Source organism: Pontibacter sp. HSC-36F09, assembly GCF_024171605.1.
GTDB lineage: Bacteria > Bacteroidota > Bacteroidia > Cytophagales > Hymenobacteraceae > Pontibacter.
The window spans coordinates 16,307-39,909 of record NZ_JALKAA010000003.1 but is presented as its reverse complement, the minus strand read 5'-3'; the positions used below and the strand labels follow the sequence as shown (position 1 = coordinate 39,909).

At 46.5% G+C, this 23,603-nt stretch carries 20 protein-coding genes; 18 read left to right on the top strand and 2 right to left on the bottom strand.

From position 1 onward, the window contains the following. Positions 1-75: 75 nt before the first annotated feature. The 5 genes from L1278_RS10020 (at position 76) to L1278_RS10000 (ending at position 5,682) form a co-directional block, all read left to right on the top strand. On the top strand, positions 76-1,488 hold the full coding sequence (locus tag L1278_RS10020) for an APC family permease (RefSeq protein ID WP_253403446.1): 1,413 nt from the start codon (positions 76-78) through the stop codon (positions 1,486-1,488). Between the two features lie 169 nt (positions 1,489-1,657). Next, complete coding sequence (locus tag L1278_RS10015; protein WP_253403444.1) at positions 1,658-2,224, top strand: cyclopropane-fatty-acyl-phospholipid synthase family protein; 567 nt, start codon at positions 1,658-1,660, stop codon at positions 2,222-2,224. A 184-nt stretch (positions 2,225-2,408) separates the two neighbouring features. Then, positions 2,409-2,810, top strand: a complete 402-nt coding sequence (locus L1278_RS10010; RefSeq protein WP_253403442.1) for a hypothetical protein — start codon at positions 2,409-2,411, stop codon at positions 2,808-2,810. Between the two features lie 98 nt (positions 2,811-2,908). Then, positions 2,909-4,357, top strand: a complete 1,449-nt coding sequence (locus L1278_RS10005) for a M14 family zinc carboxypeptidase (protein ID WP_253403440.1) — start codon at positions 2,909-2,911, stop codon at positions 4,355-4,357. A 92-nt stretch (positions 4,358-4,449) separates the two neighbouring features. Then, positions 4,450-5,682, top strand: coding sequence for a nucleoside recognition domain-containing protein (locus L1278_RS10000; protein ID WP_253403438.1), 1,233 nt, complete (start codon positions 4,450-4,452; stop codon positions 5,680-5,682). A 77-nt stretch (positions 5,683-5,759) separates the two neighbouring features. Here L1278_RS10000 and L1278_RS09995 read toward each other — a convergent pair whose 3' ends face one another. After that, the gene (locus tag L1278_RS09995; RefSeq protein ID WP_253403436.1) at positions 5,760-6,221 is read right to left on the bottom strand and encodes a DUF4440 domain-containing protein; all 462 of its coding nucleotides are present in this window, start codon (positions 6,219-6,221) and stop codon (positions 5,760-5,762) included. 109 nt (positions 6,222-6,330) lie between these two features. Beyond that, a complete protein-coding gene (locus L1278_RS09990) occupies positions 6,331-6,906 on the bottom strand; it encodes a hypothetical protein (RefSeq protein WP_253403434.1) in 576 nt (191 codons plus the stop codon). 299 nt (positions 6,907-7,205) lie between these two features. Between L1278_RS09990 and L1278_RS09985 the strand changes: the two genes are divergently transcribed. The 13 genes from L1278_RS09985 (at position 7,206) to L1278_RS09925 (ending at position 23,590) form a co-directional block, all read left to right on the top strand. Beyond that, complete coding sequence (locus L1278_RS09985; protein WP_253403432.1) at positions 7,206-8,747, top strand: amidohydrolase family protein; 1,542 nt, start codon at positions 7,206-7,208, stop codon at positions 8,745-8,747. 572 nt (positions 8,748-9,319) lie between these two features. Further along, positions 9,320-10,108: a polysaccharide biosynthesis/export family protein gene (locus L1278_RS09980; protein WP_253403430.1), complete on the top strand. Its 789-nt coding sequence runs from the start codon at positions 9,320-9,322 to the stop codon at positions 10,106-10,108. Positions 10,109-10,124: 16 nt separating this feature from the next. Beyond that, complete coding sequence (locus L1278_RS09975) at positions 10,125-12,449, top strand: polysaccharide biosynthesis tyrosine autokinase (RefSeq protein ID WP_253403428.1); 2,325 nt, start codon at positions 10,125-10,127, stop codon at positions 12,447-12,449. Positions 12,450-12,632: 183 nt separating this feature from the next. After that, the gene (locus L1278_RS09970; protein ID WP_256488601.1) at positions 12,633-13,130 is read left to right on the top strand and encodes a transcription termination/antitermination protein NusG; all 498 of its coding nucleotides are present in this window, start codon (positions 12,633-12,635) and stop codon (positions 13,128-13,130) included. Between the two features lie 35 nt (positions 13,131-13,165). Then, positions 13,166-14,401, top strand: a complete 1,236-nt coding sequence (locus L1278_RS09965; protein WP_253403424.1) for a hypothetical protein — start codon at positions 13,166-13,168, stop codon at positions 14,399-14,401. A 3-nt stretch (positions 14,402-14,404) separates the two neighbouring features. After that, positions 14,405-15,844 (top strand): lipopolysaccharide biosynthesis protein, encoded by a 1,440-nt coding sequence (locus tag L1278_RS09960; protein ID WP_253403421.1) that lies wholly within the window; start codon positions 14,405-14,407, stop codon positions 15,842-15,844. 28 nt (positions 15,845-15,872) lie between these two features. Continuing rightward, a complete protein-coding gene (locus tag L1278_RS09955; protein ID WP_253403419.1) occupies positions 15,873-16,499 on the top strand; it encodes a hypothetical protein in 627 nt (208 codons plus the stop codon). 134 nt (positions 16,500-16,633) lie between these two features. Continuing rightward, the gene (locus L1278_RS09950; protein WP_253403417.1) at positions 16,634-17,419 is read left to right on the top strand and encodes a phosphotransferase; all 786 of its coding nucleotides are present in this window, start codon (positions 16,634-16,636) and stop codon (positions 17,417-17,419) included. Continuing rightward, on the top strand, positions 17,412-18,356 hold the full coding sequence (locus L1278_RS09945) for a glycosyltransferase family A protein (protein WP_253403415.1): 945 nt from the start codon (positions 17,412-17,414) through the stop codon (positions 18,354-18,356). The genes L1278_RS09950 and L1278_RS09945 overlap by 8 nt, the downstream gene beginning before the upstream one ends. A 2-nt stretch (positions 18,357-18,358) precedes the next feature. After that, the gene (locus L1278_RS09940) at positions 18,359-19,630 is read left to right on the top strand and encodes a hypothetical protein (protein ID WP_253403413.1); all 1,272 of its coding nucleotides are present in this window, start codon (positions 18,359-18,361) and stop codon (positions 19,628-19,630) included. Between the two features lie 98 nt (positions 19,631-19,728). Beyond that, positions 19,729-20,784 carry a glycosyltransferase family 4 protein gene (locus tag L1278_RS09935; RefSeq protein ID WP_253403411.1) on the top strand — a complete coding sequence of 352 codons (1,056 nt, stop codon included), beginning with the start codon at positions 19,729-19,731 and terminating at the stop codon, positions 20,782-20,784. A 16-nt stretch (positions 20,785-20,800) separates the two neighbouring features. Next, a complete protein-coding gene (locus tag L1278_RS09930; RefSeq protein ID WP_253403409.1) occupies positions 20,801-21,892 on the top strand; it encodes a DUF354 domain-containing protein in 1,092 nt (363 codons plus the stop codon). A gap of 36 nt (positions 21,893-21,928) precedes the next feature. Beyond that, a complete protein-coding gene (locus tag L1278_RS09925) occupies positions 21,929-23,590 on the top strand; it encodes a GNAT family N-acetyltransferase (protein ID WP_253403407.1) in 1,662 nt (553 codons plus the stop codon). Positions 23,591-23,603: the final 13 nt, after the last annotated feature.

Genomic DNA, 23,603 nt, shown 5'->3' with positions numbered 1-23,603 from the left:
AAATCCTGTTGCTGTCCGTAAACAGTGGGTCGGAGGCTTTTAAGCTTATACCTACCTATACCTAGCTGTAAAACTATGCCTGACCTGAACGAAGACTTCCCCGCAGCAGAAGCGGCTTTGGCCAGTACCGAGGCCCCAGCCCTGACCGAAGAAAAATCGAAAGCAGAACCCCGCCCCGCCCTCAGCATGTTCGACGCCATCGCCGTGATTGTGGGCATTGTGGTCGGGGCAGGTATTTTCAGGACACCTTCGCTGGTAGCAGCCAATGTCGAGAACGGCACTATGTTCCTGACCACCTGGTTGCTGGGTGGACTTGTTTCACTGATCGGGGCACTCTGCTACGCAGAGCTGACGACCACCTTTCCGCATGCCGGCGGCGATTACCATTTCCTGACGAGGGCTTTCGGGAAGCGATTGGCTTTTTTGTTTGCCTGGGCACGTATGAGCATCATCCAGACCGGTTCTATTGCGCTGCTTTCCTTTATCATCGGCGATTACATGGCTCAGATCTACAGCATCGGGGAATATTCATCGGTACTCTATGCCGCGCTGGTCATTGTTTTACTCACGGCCATCAACATTGCAGGTGTCACATTTGGGGCGGGTGTGCAGCGTTTTCTGATCATACTGGAGGTACTGGGCATCCTGATTGTGCTGGTAGCGGCCTTCCTGTTCACACCCGATGAAGCGGTAGCAGCGGGCAATGCAGCCACAGGCAACGGCACTTCCATGGGGCTGGCCATGGTTTTTGTGCTGCTCACCTTTGGTGGTTGGAACGAGGCGGCGTACATATCGGCTGAGCTCAAAACCGGCCGCCGGGGCATGGCCACCGCCCTGATTGCCAGCATCGCCATCATCACTCTGATCTACCTGCTCATTAACCTGGCCTACCTGCATGTGCTGGGCCTGGAAGGGATGGCAGCCTCCGATGCCATAGCAGCCGACCTCGCGCAGGTGACCATCGGCGACGCAGGTATGGTACTGATCGGCGTTATTGTGGTGCTTGCCGCCCTGACTTCGGTTAACGCTACCATCCTGACCGGGGCCCGCACCAATTACGCGCTGGGTCGCGACTTCCCGGTTTTCAGTTACCTGGGCCAATGGAACACCAAAGCCTCCTCACCGGTGAATGCCTATGCCGTGCAGGGGCTTGTGTCGCTGGCGCTGGTCGGGCTAGCCCTTTTCACCCGCAATGGTTTTGAGACGATGGTGGAGTACACGGCGCCGGTTTTCTGGTTCTTTTTGCTGCTGGTAGGTATAGCGCTGTTTGTGTTGCGCCGCAAGGAACCAGATCGCCCGAGACCCTTTAAAGTGCCGCTATACCCCATCACCCCGCTCATATTCTGCCTCACGAGCGCCTATCTGTTCTACTCCAGTTTGATGTACACAGGTATGGGAGCTCTGGTAGGTATAGGTGTGCTGGTGGTGGGTGTGCTGGTGCTGTTGGCTATACCTCGTATCGGGAAACAAAAAAAACCGGTTACCTGAAGATGAATTCACTTAAATGAATCCTACTAAAATCTACATAAAATGCCACAATCAAGAACTACTGCGATCGGCTGCACGTAAATACAGCCTATGCGCTTCGAACCAATCAAAACCGCTCACCTTATACCTGATATTTTTCTTAATGAATCACTAACTTAATGAAAACAAGATGAGAGCAATCAGACATTCGCTTTGCACGCTCGTGCTGACACTTTTCGCTACGGCGGCATTCGCTCAGACCACGGCCACGGCTCCTAAACTGGATGTGCCTTACGTGCCTACTCCACAGAAGGTGGTGGACGCTATGCTGAAACTGGCGAAGGTGTCGAAGGATGATGTGGTATATGACCTGGGCTGCGGTGACGGCCGTATCGTGATCACGGCTGCGAAGGAGCATGGTGCCACCGGTACAGGATTCGACATAAACCCGGAGCGCATCACAGAAGCCAATGAAAATGCGCGTGAGGCCGGCGTCACAAACAAAGTGAAGTTTGTAGAGCAGGACTTGTTTAAAGTAGATTACAAGCCGGCCTCCGTCGTGACGCTATACCTGCTGCCAAACGTGAACATGAAGCTTCGACCGGTGCTGCTCGAGCAGCTGAAGCCAGGCACCCGCATCGTGTCCCATGCTTTCGACATGGGCGATTGGGAGCCGGAGGAAACGCAGGTTATCGACGGTTCTACCATCTACCTGTGGACTGTGCCTGCAAATAAAAAGATGGGCAAAGGCCAGTAATCGCGGCTATACCTTACCCGGAAACCCCGTGCATTTCGTGTGTGCGGGGTTTTCTTTTGCCTGCTAAAGGGCGCTCTGAAATAGGAACTGCCTATCTGAATTTATAATTAAATTCCTATATTTACAGCCGACACTAAACACTTTCTCCGAAATGTATACAGGAATACAGCATTTGCACTCTTTTATGACCTATCTAGTACTGCTAGGTCTGATCATCAGCATTATCTTCGCCTTTATGGGCATGTCTGGCAACAAGACGTTCACAGATAAGGATAGAAAAAGAGGCCTGTTGGGTCTTATACCAGCACACCTGCAGTGGGTGATCGGCGTGATCCTATACTTTGTATCGCCCCTGGGAATTAGTAATGCGACAGAGGGTTTCATGAAGGACTCTACTTCCAGACTGTACATTTTGGAGCACCCCTTGACCATGATCATCGCCGTGGTGCTGATCACGGTGGGTTATGCCCGCTCCAAGCGCCTGCAGAATGACAAAAAGCGTTTCAGCAGCATCGCTATTTTCTATACCATTGCCCTGATCCTAATCCTGGCTCGCATTCCTTGGAATGCATGGCCAACTAACTAAGTTATCAACAGGTATAGCCCCATAGGGCAGCGCCTCCCCTTTCAGGTATAGCCCTGGAGCGGGAGGCGCTTTTTTTAGAGAGCATTCAAATTTTCTTTATGAATACGATACCATCAAACAAGAACCTGCCAGCCACTCTACAGCTGCTGGGCCAACAGCTTTATAACAGTCACAACAGGTATAAGGAACCCGCCCTGAAGCACAGGCGCTTCCGGCACCGCGATATTATACCTTTGATCGAACAGTTGCAGGAAAAGTCTCTGTTCGAGGTGCAGGTGGCCGGCCATTCGGTGCAGAACCGATCGATCTACCTCATCAAGGCGGGCACTGGCAAAACCCGGGTCCTGCTTTGGTCGCAGATGCACGGCGACGAACCTACCGCCACCATGGCCTTGTTCGACCTGCTGCACTTTTTCAGCCAGACGGACGAACTGGACCAGGTACGTAAGCACCTACTCGAGCACCTGACCCTTTACATCGTGCCGATGCTCAACCCGGATGGGGCCGAGCTGTATAACCGTCGCAACGCCTTAGGTATAGACATGAACCGCGATGCTCTTCGGCTGCAAAGTCCGGAATCGGTGCTGCTGAAACAGCTGCGCGACCAGTTGGAGCCAGCTTTCGGTTTTAACCTGCACGACCAAAGCCGCTACTATACCGCCGGCTATACGCCGCAACCGGCCACGATTTCTTTTCTGGCCCCGGCCTACGACTACGACCGTAACATCAACTCTATACGCGAAAGAGCCATGCGCACCATCGCCGGTATGGACCACGTACTGCAGCAGTTTATACCTGGGCAGGTGGCCAAGTTCAATGACGAGCATGAGCCCCGGGCCTTTGGCGACAATATCCAGAAATGGGGTACCAGCGTGATTCTGGTGGAATCGGGTGGCCAGCACGGTGACCCGGAAAAGCAGCAAATCCGACAGCTCAATTTTACGGCCATCTTATCGGGGCTATACCTGATCGCGGAGGATGCCTACAAAGCATTCGGGTTAGAAGGCTACAACCGTATACCTGAAAACCAGCGCCATCTTTACGACTTGGTGCTGCGGCACGTCCGCAATACCGAAAACGGCCGCGATACTTTGCTCGATATCGGCATTAACCGACTGGAAGTGGACGCCCCCAATCACCTCGGCTTTTACCACAGCAATGCGGTAGAGGAAATTGGCGACATGAGTGTGTTCCATGGCTACGAAGAACTGGACGCCACGGGCCTCACGCTGGTGCCCGGCCAGGTATACGAACAGCCCATCGAAAGCCTGGACGAGCTGACCGTAGAGTTTGCGGCTAATCTGCTCCGGCAGGGCTACACCACCATCCGGGTGCGCCACCTGCCCGGCGTGCTCCCCGACCCTACTTCGCTCCCGCTCAATGTAACAGGTATAGCCAGCTTCGTGAATCACCAGCTGATGCTCGACGAACCGGCTAACTTTATCCTGAAAGACGGCCATGGCGAGGCAAGGTATGCCATCCTGAACGGTTTTGTCTACAATCTGCAAGGCGAGCGGCCAGTGCTGTATCATGGTCTGGTGCACTAAGTCTGCCTTCGGATAAATTTGTCAATTAAACTCTGCCCGGTTTTCGAATCAGTTTGTATCTTACAGACTGATTCCAGACCAACCTTCACTTCATGGTATTAAATTATCTTTGGGCGGGCTTCTTCCTGATCGCCTTCGCCATTGCTTTGTTCCAGCTCATCGTGTTCCGCGATGTGGAGATTTTCCAGAAACTTGTCACCAGTACCTTCGACAACGCCAAGCTTGGCTTCGAGATTTCGCTCGGCCTGACCGGCGTGATGACGCTTTGGCTGGGGTTGATGAAAGTAGGTGAACGGGGCGGCATCATCGCCATTTTCGCCAGACTGGTAGGGCCGTTTTTTAATCGCCTTTTCCCCGAGATCCCGAAAAATCACCCCGTGTTCGGCTCTATCCTGATGAACTTCTCGGCCAACATGCTGGGCCTCGACAATGCCGCCACACCGCTAGGTTTGAAGGCCATGAAAGAGATGCAGGAGCTCAACCCGATTAAAGACAGGGCTTCCAACCCACAAATCATGTTCCTGGTACTCAACACATCCGGTCTCACGATTATACCGATCAGCATCATGGTGTTCCGGGCGCAACTGGGCGCCGCTGATCCTTCCGATATCTTTATACCTATCCTACTGGCCACCTTTTTCTCCACCACGGTAGGCCTAATCGCGGTGGCCATCTATCAGCGCATCAACTTATTCAATCCTGTTATCCTGGCCTACATCGGTACGCTGTTGCTGCTAATTATGGGGCTAATTTATTACTTCAGCACGATCTCTCAGGAGCAAGTGAGTGTGATATCGCAGGTAGCGAGTAATGTGATTCTGTTCTCGATCATAATTTCGTTTGTGGGGCTGGCGCTTTTCCGGAAGGTGAACGTGTACGAGGCTTTTATTGAGGGTGCTAAAGAGGGCTTTTCAGTTGCGATCACTATTATACCTTATCTGGTAGCGATCCTTGTGGCGATTGGCGTGTTCCGTACATCGGGCGCCCTGGATATGATCGTGGACAGTATAGGTTATCTGATTGCCCTGACGGGAGTGAATACTGATTTTGTACCTGCCCTGCCTGTTGCTTTCATGAAACCGTTGAGCGGAAGCGGTGCCCGTGGTTTGATGGTGGAAGCCATGACCACCTACGGCGCCGACTCATTTGTGGGGCGCATGGCTTCCGTGTTCCAGGGCTCAACCGAAACGACTTTTTACATTCTGGCTGTATACTTTGGTTCCGTTGGCATCAAACGCAGCCGCTATGCCCTCACATGCGGCCTGATCGCCGACTTAGCTGGCATACTTGCGGCCATCTTTATCGCTTACCTTTTCTTCCATTAGAACTCGGCTATACCTATAAAAAAAGCGGCTGATCCCACAGGACCAGCCGCTTTTTTGTTTACTATGTTTTTCTCGTTTTAATTTCGGGCCATAACCGGGTGTCCTTCCAGCTGTGCGTAGCTTAACTTCCAGTTGCCGTCTTCTACTTTTTTCCAGAGCAGCATAAAGTTGCCCTCGCCAAGTCCGCGGGGCTCACCAGGGCTAGCTGGCAGTACGTCTACCGAAAATGTTCCGGCTTCGTAGGCAATCTGCGTATCCGTACCCGAACTTACCGGGTAGGTTTTCAGGTCGGCAATGGTGCCCATGGTTTCGCGCACCCACTTATCCGACACTTCAGATTTGCCCCGGTAGATAACCTCGCCCTGCAGAAACTGCACATCTTCGGCCATCATTGAGATCACTTTATCAGAGTCCCGTGCGTTCCAGGCACTAATAAACTCCTGGTTCAGTTCTCGCACATCCACTGACTCGCCTCCCTCCGACTTCGCACAGGAAGCCAGAAAGAACAAGGCAAAAAAGGTGTAAAGTATGTTTTTCATGATTTCTAATATTTAGGTGAGTGAACCTCGACGCCATACGTGAAAACCGCGTCGGAGGGTTTATACCTTCTCCCGGCACCTGGCCGGGAGAAGGTAAAGGGTAAATGTGTTACCAACTCTTTCTGCGAACCTCAGAAGTAGAGTAAGGCTTACTGCGGTCACCATAGTCCAGGTTAGGCAGGAAGTTGGCATAAACTACCTGAGGAGTTGGCCCCTCTTCGGAAGCATACATCATCGCCAATGAGTTGGCTGCTGCTGTCTCAGCCGGAGTGGCTGCTACCAAACTTGACTGCGGAACAGGAGTTCTGTTAGCCGGAGCCGGAGTGCTCTTGGCAACCGTTGCTCTGTTAACCGCTGCCCGTTCTGCAGCTGCTACACGCTGGGCTGCGGCCGCTCTCTCGGCAGCCGCCATGCGGGCCTCTTCCGCCTCGCGCTTCTGCTTGTTGTCGATAACCTTGCCTACACCGTAACCTACGGCGCCACCAGCTACACCACCTACTACACCACCCACTACGCGGTTACGCTTATGTATAATGGCACCTGCGGCGGCACCTGTACCGGCACCGATCACTGCACCTTTCGCCTGAGGGCTCCAGCCAGTTCTTTTTTCCTGCGCCTCAGCCGATCCGCCAAAAGCTACTGATGCCATCAGTGCCAGGCTCATGATATAGCTTATCTTTTTCATAACTCTTTCTGTTTTGTTAGAAACATTAAACTCTGTTGACAGGGTATTTACAAGTTGCGTGCCAGTACAATAAAATCTCGAGCTCTTGCTTAGTAAAACACCTCTAATTTGGAAGGATACCATACGCATAAAACACACATAACATATTGATATATAGGTCAATAAACCTTATTCATCTTTTGTTAATAAATTTTATAGGACGTGAAAAAATATTTTATCCTGTGAACTTTGCGTGGGCATTGGGTGCAACCACAATCAAGAAATCATTGCTTTTTAATGCTAATAAATTATCTTTCAGGATGGAAAAGATGTACCGTTGCACCGCCCTTTTTGCCAGGTTCGTTATTGCTTTATTTGTATTCGCCTCCTGTCAGCAGGTTGCTACTGAGCAAACAAGATACGAGCTGCTGATAAGCAATGCTATGGTAGTGGACGGTACTGGTAAGGCTGCTTTTGCTGCGCATGTCCTGATCAACGGCGACTCCATTGCACTGATTGATATCGATACTACCAACACCTATACTGCAAACCGCACCATCAATGCCTCCGGCCTATACCTGACACCCGGTTTTATTGACACCCACGCCCACGGCGATCCGCTCGAGACTCCTGATTTCTCTAACTTCTTGTCGATGGGGGTTACTACGATTTGCCTGGGACAGGACGGTTTTAGCCCGGAACGTGAAGACCTGAAAGAGTGGATGCAGGAAGTGGACAGCATGGAGCTCGGAGTAAACGTAGCCATGTTCGCCGGTCACAACACGCTCCGTATGCTGTCAGGTATAGCCTACGATTCCATCCCCTCGGCGCAAGGTATGGCTAAAATGGAACAACTCCTCACCGATGCGCTCGATGCCGGCTGTTTCGGCCTGACGACTGGTCTGGAGTATAATCCGGGTTACTATGCCCAGCACGATGAGTTAAACAGGCTGGCTGAGATTGTAGGAAAAAAAGGAGGCATCAGCATGAGTCACATGCGCAATGAAGACGACGCTTACGTCGAAGCATCGATCAGAGAACTTCTGGAGCAGGGCAAGTACTGTCCGGTGCATGTTTCACATATTAAAGTAGTGTATGGCAAAGGCGAAGCGCGTGCTAACCGCATAATGCAGTTGCTGGATTCTGCAAGACAAAAAGGCATCCAGGTAACCGCTGATTTTTACCCCTATACCGCCAGCTATACCGGCATTGCCATTCTTTTCCCGGACTGGGCCAAAAAGCCTTATGACTACCAGGAAGCGCTGAAGACCCGCCGTCAGGAACTGGCCACCTTCCTGCGTAACAAGATCATACTGCGCAATGGCCCGGAAGCGACACTGATTGGTTCCGGTCCTTACAAAGGTAAAACTCTCAAGCAGATAGCGGAAGAATTAAACAAACCTTTCGAGTTAGCTTTGATGGAGGATATTGGTCCCTACGGAGCCGATGGTGCTTACTTTATCATGGACGAATCCCTGCAGGAAACATTTTTAAAGGATAAGCATGTGATGATTTGCTCAGACGGCAGCCCTTCGATGCGCCACCCCAGAAGCTTCGGAACCTTTGCCAGAGTACTGGAGACTTATGTGGTACAGAAGCAACTGCTCTCATTTGAAGAAGCTATCCATAAAATGACGGGTTTGTCTGCCGCAACAATTGGTTTGCATGACCGCGGCTTGGTGAAGCAAGGGTATAAAGCCGATCTGCTACTGTTTAAGCCAGAAGAAGTGCGGGAGAATGCCACTTATGAGAATCCGCATCAGGAGGCTACTGGGTTTAGGTGTGTGTTGGTGAATGGGGTTGTGGAGCGGGAGGGCGGAAAAGCAGCTTCATCAGGTATGGGACGTTTGTTATTAAAGTAGTTACTAGTAAGACGCGAGGTTACCGACAAAACACAGTATATATTCCTCGCTTGGTTGTAGTTTATATGGAAAGAAAGTAGCTTATACGGATGCCTACTTAAATAGTACTTTTACACTTGGCACTAACATTTCAAATCTGAGTTCATTCATAGCTTCAAGCTACAGCCAACTAACACACGTCATTTTTTCTAATAACTCATGGATACTCCTATGTAAGGCTTGAAATTCCATTAAAGAATTTCACTAAAATTAAGCAATTAAAATAGCTTTTTCTTAATACTACTCGTAATACATTTTATATTAATTATAATTAAAACAATTAAAATTAATATAATAAGACATTCTATTACACTAGTAATATATTGCTTACTCCTGGATAGTTACCCCTAAAATAAGGTGGTTAACCCTTAAAAACATTTTTTTCACCAAATCTAACAAGTAAGCAACTCAGTGAAATCGTTTTCGTATTGTAATTGAACACTATTTAATTTAACTATTTTAATTAAAACTAAAAACCTAACGCAATTTTATTACATGAGTATATAAATACCACTCTTTTCCCACAAACCCTTATGAAGCTCTATAAAGTAAAAGCATTAGTTTTTATCTTGGTATGCTGTATTTTTTTACCTTCCTGTGCCCGAACCAACCACGCAGTATATTTCGATAACGTTTCCACATCTGAAATTATAAGTAAAGCAGAGAGCCTGGAGCCGATCCTACAACCTCATGACTTACTCAGTATCACGGTGAGCAGCCTCAATCCTACTGCAACAGAAATATTCAATGCCTCTTCTGAGAATAACTTTAGAGCTTCTAGCGCAACCAATACGATAGCACAATCGCCAGGCTACCTGGTAGACCCGGAGGGATATATTCAGTTCCCATTCTTGGGTAGAGTTAAAGCCGCTGGATTAACCAAGAAGGAGTTTCAAGAAGGTATTAGAAGAGAAATAGACACCCGGAAACTACTGAAGGACCCTATTGTAGATGTTAGGTACCTGAACTATAAGGTTTCGGTGTTGGGAGAGGTGTCTCGTCCTTCGGTGCTTACGGTTCCAAACGAAAAACTGACACTTTTAGAGGCACTTGGGCTAGCCGGTGACCTTACTATATTCGCGAGCCGTCATAATGTGCTGTTGATCAGAGAAGAAGCAGGTGTTAAAAAACTAGTGAGGCTTGACCTCACGACAGATGAAATCTTCAAATCTCCCTACTATTATCTCCGTTCAAACGACATTGTCTATGTAGAGCCCAACAGGGCCAAAATAGCCAGCGCGAGTGCTACCAGGCAGTGGCTTCCGCTTATACTGAGTTCGCTGACTTTTGTAGTAGTGAGTATAGATCGCTTAACGAGGTAATTTGCAATTCTAGTTTATGGAGAATAAAAGGTCTAATACAGAAGATAATCTGGGCGCTGCCCTCGTTTTTAAGTTCCTGCCTTTCTGGCCTCTTTTTGTGATACTCTTTGCTATATGCTCCTTAGGAGCGTGGGCATACCTGCGCTACTACGCCGTGCCTGCTTATGCAATTTCTGCATCTATTATTGTAAAAGATGAAAAGAAGGGCGTGAATGACTCCAAAATGACAGAGTCGATTGATGCATTTAATACCAATAAGACTGTAGAAAACGAGATTAACGTTCTAAGCTCTCATGCCCTGATGCACGAGATCGTTATGGATCTTAAACTCTATGCCTCTGTATATGAAGAAGGTAAATTCAAATCTACATCTGCCTACAACACATCACCTATAAGCATTACACTCAAATCTCCCTATGAGGTGGCCGAACAGCCTGCCGTGTACTTCTCCTTTGACTACGACAAGCAGTTGGTGAACATCGAAAATGCAGACTATCCACTGAACAAGTGGGTTAAAACACCATACGGTGAAATGCTTTTCTCTAAAAATGAGAATAAAAATGACATCGCAAGCTCACCATTGTACTTTTCGATTACAAGCCCCAAAAAAGAAGTAAGCAAACTGCTAAGCACTGTAATTATCGAAACGCCCGGCAAAATGTCGAGTGTGATAACCCTCTATATCGAGGACGAGGTGCCGGAAAGAGGGGAAGACATTCTGAACTCCCTGATTCACGCCTACCAGAAGTCCATTACGATTGACCGCAACAAGCTCGCGTCACAAACCCTGGAATTTGTCGAAAACAGAATACGACTGATAGAAGGTGAACTGGAAGAACTTGAAAACAGCATTGTAAAGTATAGATCATCCAAAGGAGCGATTGACCTGACTGAACAAGGCAGGCTGTTTCTACAAAGTGTGGGCGAGAACGACAAAAGGATTTCCGAGATCAATATCCAGTTAGCAGTACTCGACAAGATCGAAAAATACGTGATCTCCAAAGAAGGCATATCCGGTGTAGTACCGTCTACGCTTGGCGTGAACGACCCTGTGCTGTCACAGCTGCTTCAAAAGCTGCACTTAGCAGAGACACAATACCTGCAATTAAGCAGAACCACTGCCGAAAACAACCCGATGTTGATCACGGTAAGGGAGGAAATAGCCAACCTGAGGCCAGGTATACTGGAAAACCTGCGCAACCAACGGGATAACTTAGTTACAAGCAGGTCAAAACTGGTTTCTACTAACAACGGTTATAATTCCATCCTGCAGACAATACCAGACCAAGAAAGAGAACTGCTTGAAATCAGTCGTCAGCAGCTTATTAAGAATAACGCCTACAGTTTTTTGCTACAGAAGCGGGAAGAAACAGTGCTCTCTTCTGCTCCTACATCTGAGGACATCCGAATAGTGGACCTTGCCCAATCATCCAGAGGCCCCATCAGTCCAAGGCCGCTGCTAGCTTATCTGTCAGCTTTCGTTTTGTCACTGATCATCGGCATCGCGATTGTATCCCGCAGAGAGATTCTCAATAGCAAACTTTTATTCAGATCAGAGATTGAGGCCTACACTAATGTACCGATTGTAGCTGAACTATCCAGCGTGAAGCAGCAGAAAAATGGGATGTTCGTAGAGCCTTCTGAAGCAGCTGATATAGAGCAGTTTAGACAGCTACGGGTTACAATGGGGCTTTACGGGCGAACTTTTACCAAGAAAAAAATAATGGTCACATCCAGCATACCAGGCGAGGGAAAAAGCTTTGTTAGTACAAACCTGGCTTCTAGTCTTGCCTCTTCCGGCAAGAGGGTAGCGCTACTGGACTTTGACTTAAGAAATCCTACAACTTCAGCTCTTTTTGATACCTACAAGCACCCAGGCATTATAGAATACCTGATCGGTAACCTAAAACCTAATGACATAATCAAAAGCACCACGATTGACAACCTAAGTATCGTGCCTGCAGGTATAGACATTGGCGATCATACAGAGCATTTGTTGAACGGAAAACTAGAAATTTTCTTCTCTTACCTGGAGGAGGCCTTCGATTATGTAATAATCGATACCCCTCCTGTTGATCTGGTTTCAGACGCTTACTTACTCTCACAATACTGCGATATCACGCTGCTTGTTATGCGACATGCTTATACCCCAAAAAGCCTGGTACAGCGACTAGCCCAAAACAACAAGTTGAGCACGATGCACAATGTGGCCATTGTGTTTAACGGGGTGAAGGCCAGGGGCTTTGTTAAGGGCCAATATGGCTATGGCTATGGTTACGGTTACGAAAGCAGATACAGTGACAAGGTATACCGGACACGAACTATAAGCACAAAGGCCTGACGCCGTATCTGGTAATTAACCATCGTTTGGTCTCCAGATGTTGGTAATAAGAAAAGCATATACTTACAGGGGCACTTCTCTTGCATATTACATTACGGCTTAAAAATTCCCCGGTACCACAAATGGGACTGAGGTGGGCGAAGCCATATCCTAATTCAAAATTTTACCTAAAACGAGGATGTGATGGAAGAAAGATGGTACGCAGTTTATACAAAGCCACGTTGGGAAAAAAAGGTATCAGAATCCCTGAATTTGAAAAAAATCCAGAGCTACTGTCCTCTGAAAAAGGTCATTCGTCAGTGGAGCGATAGAAAGAAATTGCTATACGAACCTCTGTTCACGTCTTATGTATTTGTGCATGTTTCCGATAAAAATATCCGGGAAGTGAAAGAGGTAGATGGGGTAATTAACCTGGTGCACTGGCTTGGAAAACCAGCTGTGATAAAGGATGAAGAAATAGAAGCCATCAGAACTTTCCTTAACGAGCACAGCAATGTGCAACTGGAAAAGGTAGAGGTAGCCATCAATGATGCTGTAAAAGTAGCCAGAGGTTTCCTGCAGGATAGAGAGGGTACAGTGGTCGCAATCAAGAACAACACAGTACGGGTTGCCCTGCCATCTCTTGGGTATGTCATGTACGCAGATCTCGAAAAATCCAGTATCACCAAATTACCCTCTTAGCACGGTTTTTATCTCGCATATCTGTCAGACAAACAATGAACTCAAGTATAAAAACCTTATTCCATACACTGCACGAAGAGAGCATCAGCTATTTTCTGCTTACAGATTTTGAGTCTGAGTTTCAGTCTGGGGATATCGATCTATTCGTCGCTCCTGAGTGTAAAATTGAATTTGAGAATAAGTTACGCTCATTAGGATGGTTCAAAAGAAAAGAGCCAAGTTACCATACCAACCATCACTTTTACTATACTCCACAATCCGACCTATACCTGGATGTGAAGTACAGCTTAGCCTTTGCAGAAGGCACTGAACTATGCTATACCTACTCTGGCACTAATCAAGCACTGCCAGCGGCTGTTCTTAACACGAAAGGAGTGTTCAGACCAAGCGGTATTGATGCGATCCTGCTTTATGCAGCACACCTGGCTTATAAGGAAAGGGGCAAACTAGAGGTGAAGCACCAATTATACCTGAACCAGTATATCAGCTTATACCATGCCGAAGTGCCAGAGCAACACAGCGAAACATTAGCAGGCATACTTAAATGGCTCAGTCATGAGTTTCCCGGAAACATAGAACAGCTCAAAGCATTATTGCAACCCTATTTTATTCACCAGCACTCCAGAATGATAAGGGACAGCAAATTCAGAAGGTTTGGCTATGGCATGAAAGTGCTTTTTTTAGGAACTGATGGTGCGGGCAAATCTACTTTGATAGAGGAAGTGGAGCAAAAGTTAAACCTCAAGACAAACAAGCTATACCTCGGTATGGGAGAAAATGGTTGGACCTCGCCTTGGGTAAAATCACTTTATAACCAACGACTCCGTCCAAAAGTACTCGACAAGGCATTCAGTTTTCTGAAGTCATTTATCGTGCTGCCGGCCGAACTCTTGCTACGCCAAGTGCCAGTTAAACTAAGGTCCAGGTATAGCATTGTTCTAATTGATAGACTTCCTGGAGCCTACCTCATGGACAAAGCCTATGGCAAGAGCTTACTTTACCGATCAATCCTGCCTACACCTGACCTTGTGTTTTTTTTATATGCATCCCCGGAGGTACTTGTTAAGAGAAAGCCTGAGGAGAACACCTTGGAAAGAAGCCAGGTCGATATAGACAAATTCAGGCAAGTGGCTGATCTGGTTTCTGCAGGGCAATACATTGGCATTGATACCTCCAGCATCTCAATAAGCGAAGCAACCGATGCTATAATTTCTGAAATCTATAAAAGTCGCAAGGTATACGACAATCTGTTAACAGCGCATTTCAATTAGACTATGGCAATTGCTGGCATGAGGCGTAAGGTATTATCAGGTTTGAAGTGGAACACGATTAGTGTAGTTGCCACCAAGAGCACTGACTTTTTGGTTATGCTTATTCTGGCCAGGCTGCTAGTTCCGGAAGCGTATGGTATTGTAGGGATGGCAATGCTGGTGGTTGGCATATTGGAAGTGGTTTCAGATATGGGCCTTTACAATGCTCTTATTCAGAAAAAAGAGGACGAACTAACAGAAATTCGCTATTCGAGTGCGTTGTGGTTCCTGCTCATCGTTTCGCTTATATTGGTGCTCTGCTTCTTCCTTTTTATATCACAAGCGGGAGCCGACTTCTACGAAGAGCCACGCTTGGTGCCTATCCTAAATGCATTGAGCATCTACCTGTTCTTCAATATCTCTTCGATCATACCCCGGGTTATACTTACCCGAAAACTGAACTTTAAATCCCTGGTAACGATCACTTTCCTGGGTACGGCTATCAGTTCAGTGGCTGCAGTTATCATGGCTTTGTCGGGTTTCGGGGTTTGGAGTCTGGTTACAAAATATATAGCTGGATCAGGCGTAATCCTGGTTTCGTACTGGGTGAAGGTAGGCTGGACACCTAAGTTGGTATTTAGCAAAGATGTATTGATAGAAATGGCTGGGTATAGTATCTACACGCAGTTAAACAATATCCTGCATTTTCTCCGCAAGAATCTGGACTACCTGATCATTGGTAAATTGGTTAGCTCCCATTTGCTTGGTATCTATACCTTGGCATTTATGTTGAGCTTAACACTGAAGTCTCAACTCTACTCCATATTTAACAAGGTTTTTTTCCCTGTTTATAGCAAACTGCAGGACGACCCGGAAAAGATCAAAATGTACTACCTGCAGACTATGCGGATGACGGCAATTATTACGTTCCCGATATCAGTCTTATTTATTGGCCTGGCTGAAGAGATTATCCTGTTTTTCTTTGGCGCTAAATGGCTAGAAGCAGCGGCACCGCTACGAATTTTATCCGTAGCTGCCATGATCTTTGCCATTTCCGGAACGCCTGCCGAGGTCCTCAAAGGAATTGGAAAGCCTTCAGTGAGTTTTTACCTGAACACGATCAACACTTTTGTGATCGCCTTCCCGCTTATCTATTTCGGACAGAAATACTTTGGGATAGAGGGTGTGGCATATGCGGTGTGCATACATTATACTACCTCCCGCATAGCCTTTCACTACTTTATGAAGAAGTACATACACATTACCGACAGGGAAGTATTGCATGCGCTCAAAGATCCTACTCTGGCTGCGATCGTTATGCTGGCTATCATCTACCTGATCACGCTGGTAGGTATGGCTGTACTGCTGGAACTTCTGGTAGCAGGTATCATAGGCGGGCTAGTTTATTTACTATTCTTTTTAAACGATTTAAAACAAGGCATTAGGCTAATCAAGAAGTACTAATCCATAATATGTCCTAATCTCCTTTGGCATGGCGAAGAAATACATAAGAAGTGTTTACAATAAAATTAGATATGGTGCAAACGCTCCCATGTATGCTGAGTTGATCTTTGTTGACCCGATGCAGGTTGACCAATATTCATTTGCCTGGAAGCATAGAGACTCTGGACGTGTGATTGGGGGAGACTGGGACCAGCAGGAGAATCTGACGGCAATTGACTCACGCTTTAAGTTTAATGCGTGCATTGAACGGTGGAAATTGAATAAGACATGGGAAGAAACGGGCATCTATGAGTTCATGCTCAACTTAATCCTGCACCGGAACAGGCCAGTAGACAAGTGCAATTCCCTTGAAGACATAATAGCCAGATACGAGCAGTTGGATGATCTACTTGAAAAGGTTAAAGAAACAGGCAGGCTAAACACGCAGCGAGAGCTAAACCCAAGCTGCTACAATGAAGAAGGAGGAATCTTCATCCATATAGGAAGAAAAAACCAGACAATATTTGGCGGTGGGGGTATACATCGGCTTGCCATCGCTAAAGTGCTGCAGTTAAGCAGTATACCAGCCCAACTGGGTGTAGTACATTCAGAAGCACTCCCTACCTGGACAGTGTACAAGCAAGTACCTGCAACACCCTTAACACTTAATAGATGACAAATTTTAACAAACAGAACGAGGAAGTAAAAGACTCGTTGGATTGGGAATTCTACTCATTATCGTACATCCAGCGAACCTGCAGGAACTGGTACGAATTCATGACGAGTTTTCCTGAATTAAACCTTCGCCGTATGCCATTCACATTAAATTCTATATCACGGATTTTAAGATGTTACTCTTATATTTTTCACTGGAGAGATACTACTTATAAGCTTTTTACCCCTTTGGGGGGAGCCATCAAGAGCGTCGAGCTAATTGGTAACCAAAGAGCTCAACAAACAAGTTTCTGGTCCGACAAGGTCATACAGGTAAGATCCTACCCGCTTAGTCTTGCCATGATAAAAGGTATACCTGTTCCTGAGTATAAACTGAAGCAAGTAGAGCAATTTGTAGCTAATAAGTTGGAGGGTGCATTGAAATACCAGCAGCAACAAGCGCATATCACCTACAACTACAGGGAATTGCAAAAGTTAGAGCGGCATGGCCTCGACCTACGCCTGGCCGAAGAGTGCCATGAACTGTTGCGCTCTTTGAAGCTGCCTATTACCAGCGCACATGGTGACCTGCATATCGAAAACATGATACTGGTTGATCAGGAGATCAGGATTATTGACTGGTCCATGTACAACCCCAACGGTAGCTTTGTAACGGATTACATTCATTTTTACAATTTTGCGGAGGCTGTTAGGAACAATGAAAGCTGGACTGTCTCTATACAGAAGGATCAGGACTTTCTCCGATTTCTAGCTCAGCGTGTCGATACAGAACCAGTGCTCCTCAAAGCAATTTATACCCTTAATAGAATAGCCGCAGAAGCAAGCCAGTTTACCAACACAAGCTTACTGCCGGTTAATCAGATAGACAAATACAATTCTGTATTAAATCACATTGTCACTTCTATCAAGCAGAATGTTTAGTATCATCATACCTCTCTATAACAAAGAAGCTAGTGTTGCCGAAACGCTGCAAACTGTGCTTGCCCAGACTTTTACTGCCTATGAAGTCATTGTAGTGGATGATGGGTCAACGGATCAGAGCCTGCACATTGTTCAATCATTTACCGATAGCAGGATCAAGGTATACAGCAAAGAAAACGGAGGTGTATCACATGCCCGTAATTATGGCATAGAAAGAGCAACTTATGATTACATCGCCTTTTTAGATGCAGATGACGCCTGGGACAGCAATTATCTGGAGGAGATGAGCAAAATGATTGAGCGCTATCCGAAATGCGGCATGTATAACTGCGCTTACAGAGCTGTAAAAGGGGATAGAATCATGATTGAAAGTCCCAACATTCCTGATGGGATTGTCCGTGATTACTTCAGAACTACTCTGACACTGGATAATATGATTTCCTGGACTTCTGCCACGATTATCAAAAAAGAGGTTATCGCTGTCACAGGTATGTTTCCTGTCGGGATGGTCAGCGGTGAAGATTCATTTATGTGGTGTAAAGTAGCCATGCACTACCCTGTGGCCTATACGCATAAGATAATGGCAACTTATAATATGATGATGAGTGGTGCCTACAATAGAATCGCAAAGCCTGATTCCTGTAAAGAGTCTTGGTCTGACCTCTACCATGACAACGACATTTACTTAAACAGGTTCATCGCATACAAGGCTGTAGAAAACGGCTTGCGCCATGCCTGGGCCGGACAAAAGATCAAGAGTAAGACAATCGAACGCCAGTTGAATTTTGCCAGAAGGCTTAATGACAGTTACTTTAATCAACGGTTTGTCAGGTTATTCTGTTTAAACAGAACCCCTCAGTTTGCTGTAAGAGTTTTACTTCTATACAAGAAACTAGTCACAATCCGATTTTTCAGCCCCCGCTATTTTTCTATTTGATTATGATACTGATTGCGCTGGGAATATTGCTGATACTAGTCTTTTTGATAAATCAAAAGCTATTTCCCATTGGGCTGGTGGTGTTTTTTCTGCTGTTTGATATGTTTGATGGCTTCTACAAAGACGATCAGATTTTTGCCGCCATCCGCTATATAATTCCGCTTTCACTCATTCTTGTATACCTGTTTGCAAATGGGGGACTTCGTAAATCTGACAGTATCTTTCTGGTACTCATCGTTTACCTTGGTTTATTGATGTTTTATATTCCGGGAGATATCATTCTCTCTGCCAAAACGACATTGGCTATTCTTACAGCCCTACTCATGATCCCAATTGGGCGTAAGATTGCTGAGAACAGAAACTTTCTGCAGGAGTTCGAAAAGTATAACCGTTACCTGCTTATCCTAATCCCGCTTTACATTATTTATGCAAATATATTCAATATCGGTCGGTCCTATACCGAGTCTTTTACCACGGGCTTTTTAGCTACCTCACGTATGTACATTGCTCCTATCCTTATCTTCCTTGGGGTGCATTACATATTCACCAATAAAAACAGGGGAGCCATGATCAAGATCTTTGATATAGGTCTGATACTGTTCAATATTGCGCTTCTGATCGTGATCACCCGGCGGACTTCCCTTGGAATGATTATAGGAGCACTCTTTGTCTACATGCTCCTGAACAGGCAGTTGATCTTCAAAATGGTGATTCTTGTGTTCTGTCTGGTCGCCGCACTCATTTTCAGTTACCCGCTTTACGAAGCTAGACTCGCAGCGCAATTAGAAAGGCGTGAAAGGATACAGGATCTAGAAACCTACGAAGAAGAAGGCAGATATCTGGAGACTCTTTTCATCATAGACTACCATGAAAAAAAGCAGGATCCGTTAGAGCTTTTATTTGGTGTAAAACTATGGGATACGTTTAGCTTTGGAATTAGGTACTTCGGGAGAGATCGTCCTATACATAGCGATATCAACATGATCTTCTACAGCACGGGCTTTTTTGGGCTCCTGCTATTCACGCTGTTCTTTGTACATTACTTCCTTCTCGGGAATGGCAGGATCACACCTGAAAATCGGAAAGCATACTATCCCCTATTGGCCATGTTTGTCATGGTACTCATACCAGGACGTTTTATTGGCACCTTTACCTATGCTCCACTTTTAATGCTGCTCCTCTCAGCAGTAAAATATTACCGGCCAGCGGAGGAAGCGATGGAATCCGAAGAAGAAGCAGTGCATCAGGAAAAACTTCTTGAGCTGAATGCCTAAATACTTTACAAGTAGATTCCCAAACACCTGATATACCTTTTACTTAACCCAGTGCTGGGCAGATACCACAATATCCTTCCTTACAACTTTACAACTTTATGAAAGTACTTTTTGTGTGCAGCGGCAATTCTAAAAGCTTTGACATCGCGCCATTTATAAAGGCCCAAGGTGAGTCATTGCAAAAAGCAGGTATAGATGTAGCGTACTTTCCGATCAAAGGCAAAGGCCTGCGCGGCTACCTGAAGGCTGGCGGACGGTTGCGCCTACACTTACAGTCTCATAACTATGATCTCATACATGCCCACTTCTCCCTTTCCGGATGGACTGCCATAATAGGTGCAGGTAGCACGCCAGTTATACTCTCACTCATGGGAGATGACGCACAGGGGGACTATGTTGGCGTAAACAAAATCAGGTTTAGCAGCAGGTTCTTCATCCTTTCCTCCGTTCTGATACAGCCTTTTGTCAAAGCTATTATTTCCAAGTCGCCTAACCTGGGAAAGTATGTATACCAGAAACACAAGTCTTACATCGTACCGAATGGCATAGACATTACCACCTTTACACCAAACCCAGCCGGCTATCATGAAGAGCTGGGTCTGGACCCTTCAAAAAAATTGGTTTTGTTTCTGGGAAGCCAGGAAAGAGTCGGGAAAAACTACCCTTTGGCTCAGCAGGCAGTAGCACATCTCAATCTGCCGGATGTGCAGCTTATCAATCCCTACCCTATTCCACATGAAGCTATACCTAAATACCTGAATTCGGCAGACGTGCTGGTAGTCCCTTCATTCATGGAGGGATCTCCCAATGTGATCAAAGAGGCAATGGCCTGCAACTGTCCCATCGTAGCCACTAATGTGGGCGACATTAAGTGGGTAATGGGTAACACTGAGGGTTGTTACCTGGCCACCTTCGAAGTGGAAGACTTCGCAGAAAAAATCCGCCTTGCATTGGATTTTGCCCAAACTAAAAAAAGAACTGCTGGTTGGCAACGAATAGAGCAACTGGGGCTCGACGCCGACACTATCGCCCATAAGGTGATCAGTATCTATAGAAAACATGTACCGATACCTAATGCGGCAGTTTATGAAACAGTTGCTCCAATTACCGAAGATGCAAGCGCTAGCACTGTATCGCCCACCCAGTCCTTTTAAATAAATCTTTCCTGCTATGAAGATACTTATCGACATCAACCACCCTGCACATGTGCATTACTTCAGAAATTTTTCGAAGATAATGGAAGCAAAAGGCCACACAGTTCTCTTCGTTTCGCGGGACAAAGAGATGGCGCAGAGACTGTTGAACCTGTACCAGATATCATACATTAGTAGAGGAAAAGGCAAGAATGGCAAGATAGGTAAATTCTTATACCTGCTGTATGCCGATTACAAACTGTTGCAGATTGCGTCATCCTTCAAGCCAGACCTTTTTCTAAATTTCCTTCATCCATATCCTTCTCAAGTGGCCGCTTTGCTGGGCAAGCCGTCGCTTGTATTCAGCGACACAGAGCATGCCGTTATGCACCATAAACTGACTGTTCCTTTTGCCACCAAAGTGTTCACCCCTGCCTGCTATCGTACCAACTTAGGTGAGAAACAGGTGCGATTCAAAGGGTATATGGAACTGGCCTACCTCCACCCTGCCTACTACAGACCAAACCCGGAAATACTGAAGCTGCTACGGGTAAAGGAAGGAGAAAAGTATGTGATTGTGCGCTTCGTTTCCTGGGCAGCCGCCCATGACTTTGACCACACGGGCATGTCGCTCGCCAATAAGCGAAAAGCGGTGCATGCACTGTCGAAACTGGCGCGGGTATTCATTACTTCCGAAAGCCAACTCCCCGAAGATTTGGAACAGCACCGCATCTCCATCCCGTTTGACAAGATGCACGATGCTATCTATTACAGCAGTCTTTTATTCGGAGAGAGTGCTACTATGGCTTCAGAGGCAGCGGTTTTGGGCACTCCCTCGATATTTATGGACAACGATGGCAGAGGCTATACAGACGATGAAGAAAGCAGGTATGGTATCGTCTTCAACTTCAGCGAAAGTGAAAAAGACCAGCAAAGCGCAATAGAGAGGGCGATCTGCATTTTAGAAGACGAAGGCAGTCAAATAGAATTTAAAAAGGTACGCGACCGGATAGTATCTGAATGTATTGATACGACCGAGTTTATGGTGGGTCAGGTACTCCAGTATAATCCGGATCAAGAGCCTGTCCGAGCAGAAAATTTAGCCAAAGTGTCCCTAATAGATAATTAACTGATTGATCCACCCTAACCCTTGACTAGCGAGATCATGATTGAGGAAGTTGCCTACGAAAATTTACAGATTGGACATAGTGAAAAGAAATTAGAGCTATTGTCCGGTGAAAGAGTGATGCAGCTACTGGAGGAATGCTCATTTTTGGCTGAATGGGATTCACTTTATCATTCCTGCCATTGGGCTACTGTATTTCAAAGTCCTGAATTTGTCATTACTTGGTACAGCCTTTACCGTCACGCCTACCAACCTATTCTGATACAAGAGAAGACAAAGGGGGAACTAACTGGCCTGCTTACATTAGCCTTACCTCTCCGAAAATCAAATAGCAGGATGTTCATTGTTGGCGCAGGACATCATGAGGCCGATTACCAAACCTGGCTGGCCACTGACAGTAATGGCAATTCATTTATAGGTAACGCCTTGGAGGTCTTGATGCGTAAATATCCATCCACAGATTTGATGCTGCGCCACCTACCACCAGGTACCCCCACAGAGTGGGTTAAGAGTAGACCACGCTGGCAACGCTCCTGCATCCTTTACCCTTTAACTCGTCCGATTGTAGTGATGTCTGACTTTTCGGTCTCCCGGAGAGACAGGAAAAGGGTAAGCCGTTTACAGCAGATCGGCGAGTTTACAAAACTAACTGATGGAGTCGCCTTTAGTGACAATCTAGATGAGTTGGCCGTTTTATATGACTTTCGTCAAGGGGCAATGTTTAACAAAAACCCTTTCCGAAATGACCCGGTCAACAAAGATTTCCTGATTGCTTTGTTCAGGCGCAAACTGCTCCATGTTACGGTACTGAAGGCCGGAAATGAAACAGTTGCCTCCGTAGCTGCTTTGATAAGCAAGAACAAGGCAAATTTAGGTGGAATCAATTTTCATTCACCGCTTTTTGCCAGTTACTCCCCAGGCTACGTGCACTTCCTGATGCTTTCGCAACAATTCGTTAATGAAGGTATCAGTTCCTTTGACCTGACACCCGGCGGAGATCCTTACAAGGACCGACTAGCCACACAACATGATCAGGTACACATCCTGGTTGCTACTAATTCCAAACTCTATTTCCTAAAACGGCAACTCAGAAAGCTATTATTCCAGCGCATGACCGAGATGGGAGTTAGAACCATGTCAGTTGAACTCAGCCTGAAAAGAAAGCTATACTTTGTAAAGGAGCGCGGCCTTACCTACGAGATAGCCCGGAGTGTGAGAAAGTTATGGGCCAATGACCAGGAGAGAGTATATCAAACTACTCTAGATCTGAAGAAATTAAGCAGCAGTATTTCTGTCAACAAGAATAGTCTCAGCAATCTACTTGATTATCAGATGCAGAGGAGTGGGCGCACCCGCTGGGAATTTCTGGAGAACGCCATGCGAAGATTAGAGCAGGGAGCGCAAGTTTATACTATCGCTGAACAGGGCACTTTGGTGTTTTGCGTATGGCAAAGCATGCCTGTCGCCGAATCATCTGAAGCCTCAAAAACAGCAGACGACCTATCACTCTATCTGCAAGATCTTTATGTGCACCCTTCAGCAGTTGCTAAGCTTAAGCAATTTCTAGCAGCTGTCGCCTCAGATATTGATTCTACTCTCTCAAGTGTGCAATTATACTTGACTATGCCTGTTCAGGACAAATCGCTTCTTAAGGCTGTGAAGCATTCCGGTTTCCGGGTTATGACAGACCAACCCCTCTAGCGATTATGCTCAC

Excerpts from the sequence above, each read along its gene's own strand:
- L1278_RS09935 (WP_253403411.1), top strand. The coding sequence starts at position 19,729 with ATGAAAGTACTTTTTGTGTGCAGCGGCAATTCTAAAAGCTTTGACATC.
- L1278_RS09985 (WP_253403432.1), top strand. The coding sequence starts at position 7,206 with ATGGAAAAGATGTACCGTTGCACCGCCCTTTTTGCCAGGTTCGTTATT.
- L1278_RS10010 (WP_253403442.1), top strand. The coding sequence starts at position 2,409 with ATGACCTATCTAGTACTGCTAGGTCTGATCATCAGCATTATCTTCGCC.
- L1278_RS09970 (WP_256488601.1), top strand. The coding sequence starts at position 12,633 with ATGGAAGAAAGATGGTACGCAGTTTATACAAAGCCACGTTGGGAAAAA.
- L1278_RS09940 (WP_253403413.1), top strand. The coding sequence starts at position 18,359 with ATGATACTGATTGCGCTGGGAATATTGCTGATACTAGTCTTTTTGATA.
- L1278_RS10020 (WP_253403446.1), top strand. The coding sequence starts at position 76 with ATGCCTGACCTGAACGAAGACTTCCCCGCAGCAGAAGCGGCTTTGGCC.
- L1278_RS09930 (WP_253403409.1), top strand. The coding sequence starts at position 20,801 with ATGAAGATACTTATCGACATCAACCACCCTGCACATGTGCATTACTTC.
- L1278_RS09950 (WP_253403417.1), top strand. The coding sequence starts at position 16,634 with ATGCCATTCACATTAAATTCTATATCACGGATTTTAAGATGTTACTCT.
- L1278_RS09945 (WP_253403415.1), top strand. The coding sequence starts at position 17,412 with ATGTTTAGTATCATCATACCTCTCTATAACAAAGAAGCTAGTGTTGCC.
- L1278_RS09975 (WP_253403428.1), top strand. The coding sequence starts at position 10,125 with ATGGAGAATAAAAGGTCTAATACAGAAGATAATCTGGGCGCTGCCCTC.
- L1278_RS09965 (WP_253403424.1), top strand. The coding sequence starts at position 13,166 with ATGAACTCAAGTATAAAAACCTTATTCCATACACTGCACGAAGAGAGC.
- L1278_RS10005 (WP_253403440.1), top strand. The coding sequence starts at position 2,909 with ATGAATACGATACCATCAAACAAGAACCTGCCAGCCACTCTACAGCTG.
- L1278_RS09980 (WP_253403430.1), top strand. The coding sequence starts at position 9,320 with ATGAAGCTCTATAAAGTAAAAGCATTAGTTTTTATCTTGGTATGCTGT.
- L1278_RS10015 (WP_253403444.1), top strand. The coding sequence starts at position 1,658 with ATGAGAGCAATCAGACATTCGCTTTGCACGCTCGTGCTGACACTTTTC.
- L1278_RS09995 (WP_253403436.1), bottom strand. The coding sequence starts at position 6,221 with ATGAAAAACATACTTTACACCTTTTTTGCCTTGTTCTTTCTGGCTTCC.
- L1278_RS09925 (WP_253403407.1), top strand. The coding sequence starts at position 21,929 with ATGATTGAGGAAGTTGCCTACGAAAATTTACAGATTGGACATAGTGAA.
- L1278_RS10000 (WP_253403438.1), top strand. The coding sequence starts at position 4,450 with ATGGTATTAAATTATCTTTGGGCGGGCTTCTTCCTGATCGCCTTCGCC.
- L1278_RS09960 (WP_253403421.1), top strand. The coding sequence starts at position 14,405 with ATGGCAATTGCTGGCATGAGGCGTAAGGTATTATCAGGTTTGAAGTGG.
- L1278_RS09955 (WP_253403419.1), top strand. The coding sequence starts at position 15,873 with ATGGCGAAGAAATACATAAGAAGTGTTTACAATAAAATTAGATATGGT.
- L1278_RS09990 (WP_253403434.1), bottom strand. The coding sequence starts at position 6,906 with ATGAAAAAGATAAGCTATATCATGAGCCTGGCACTGATGGCATCAGTA.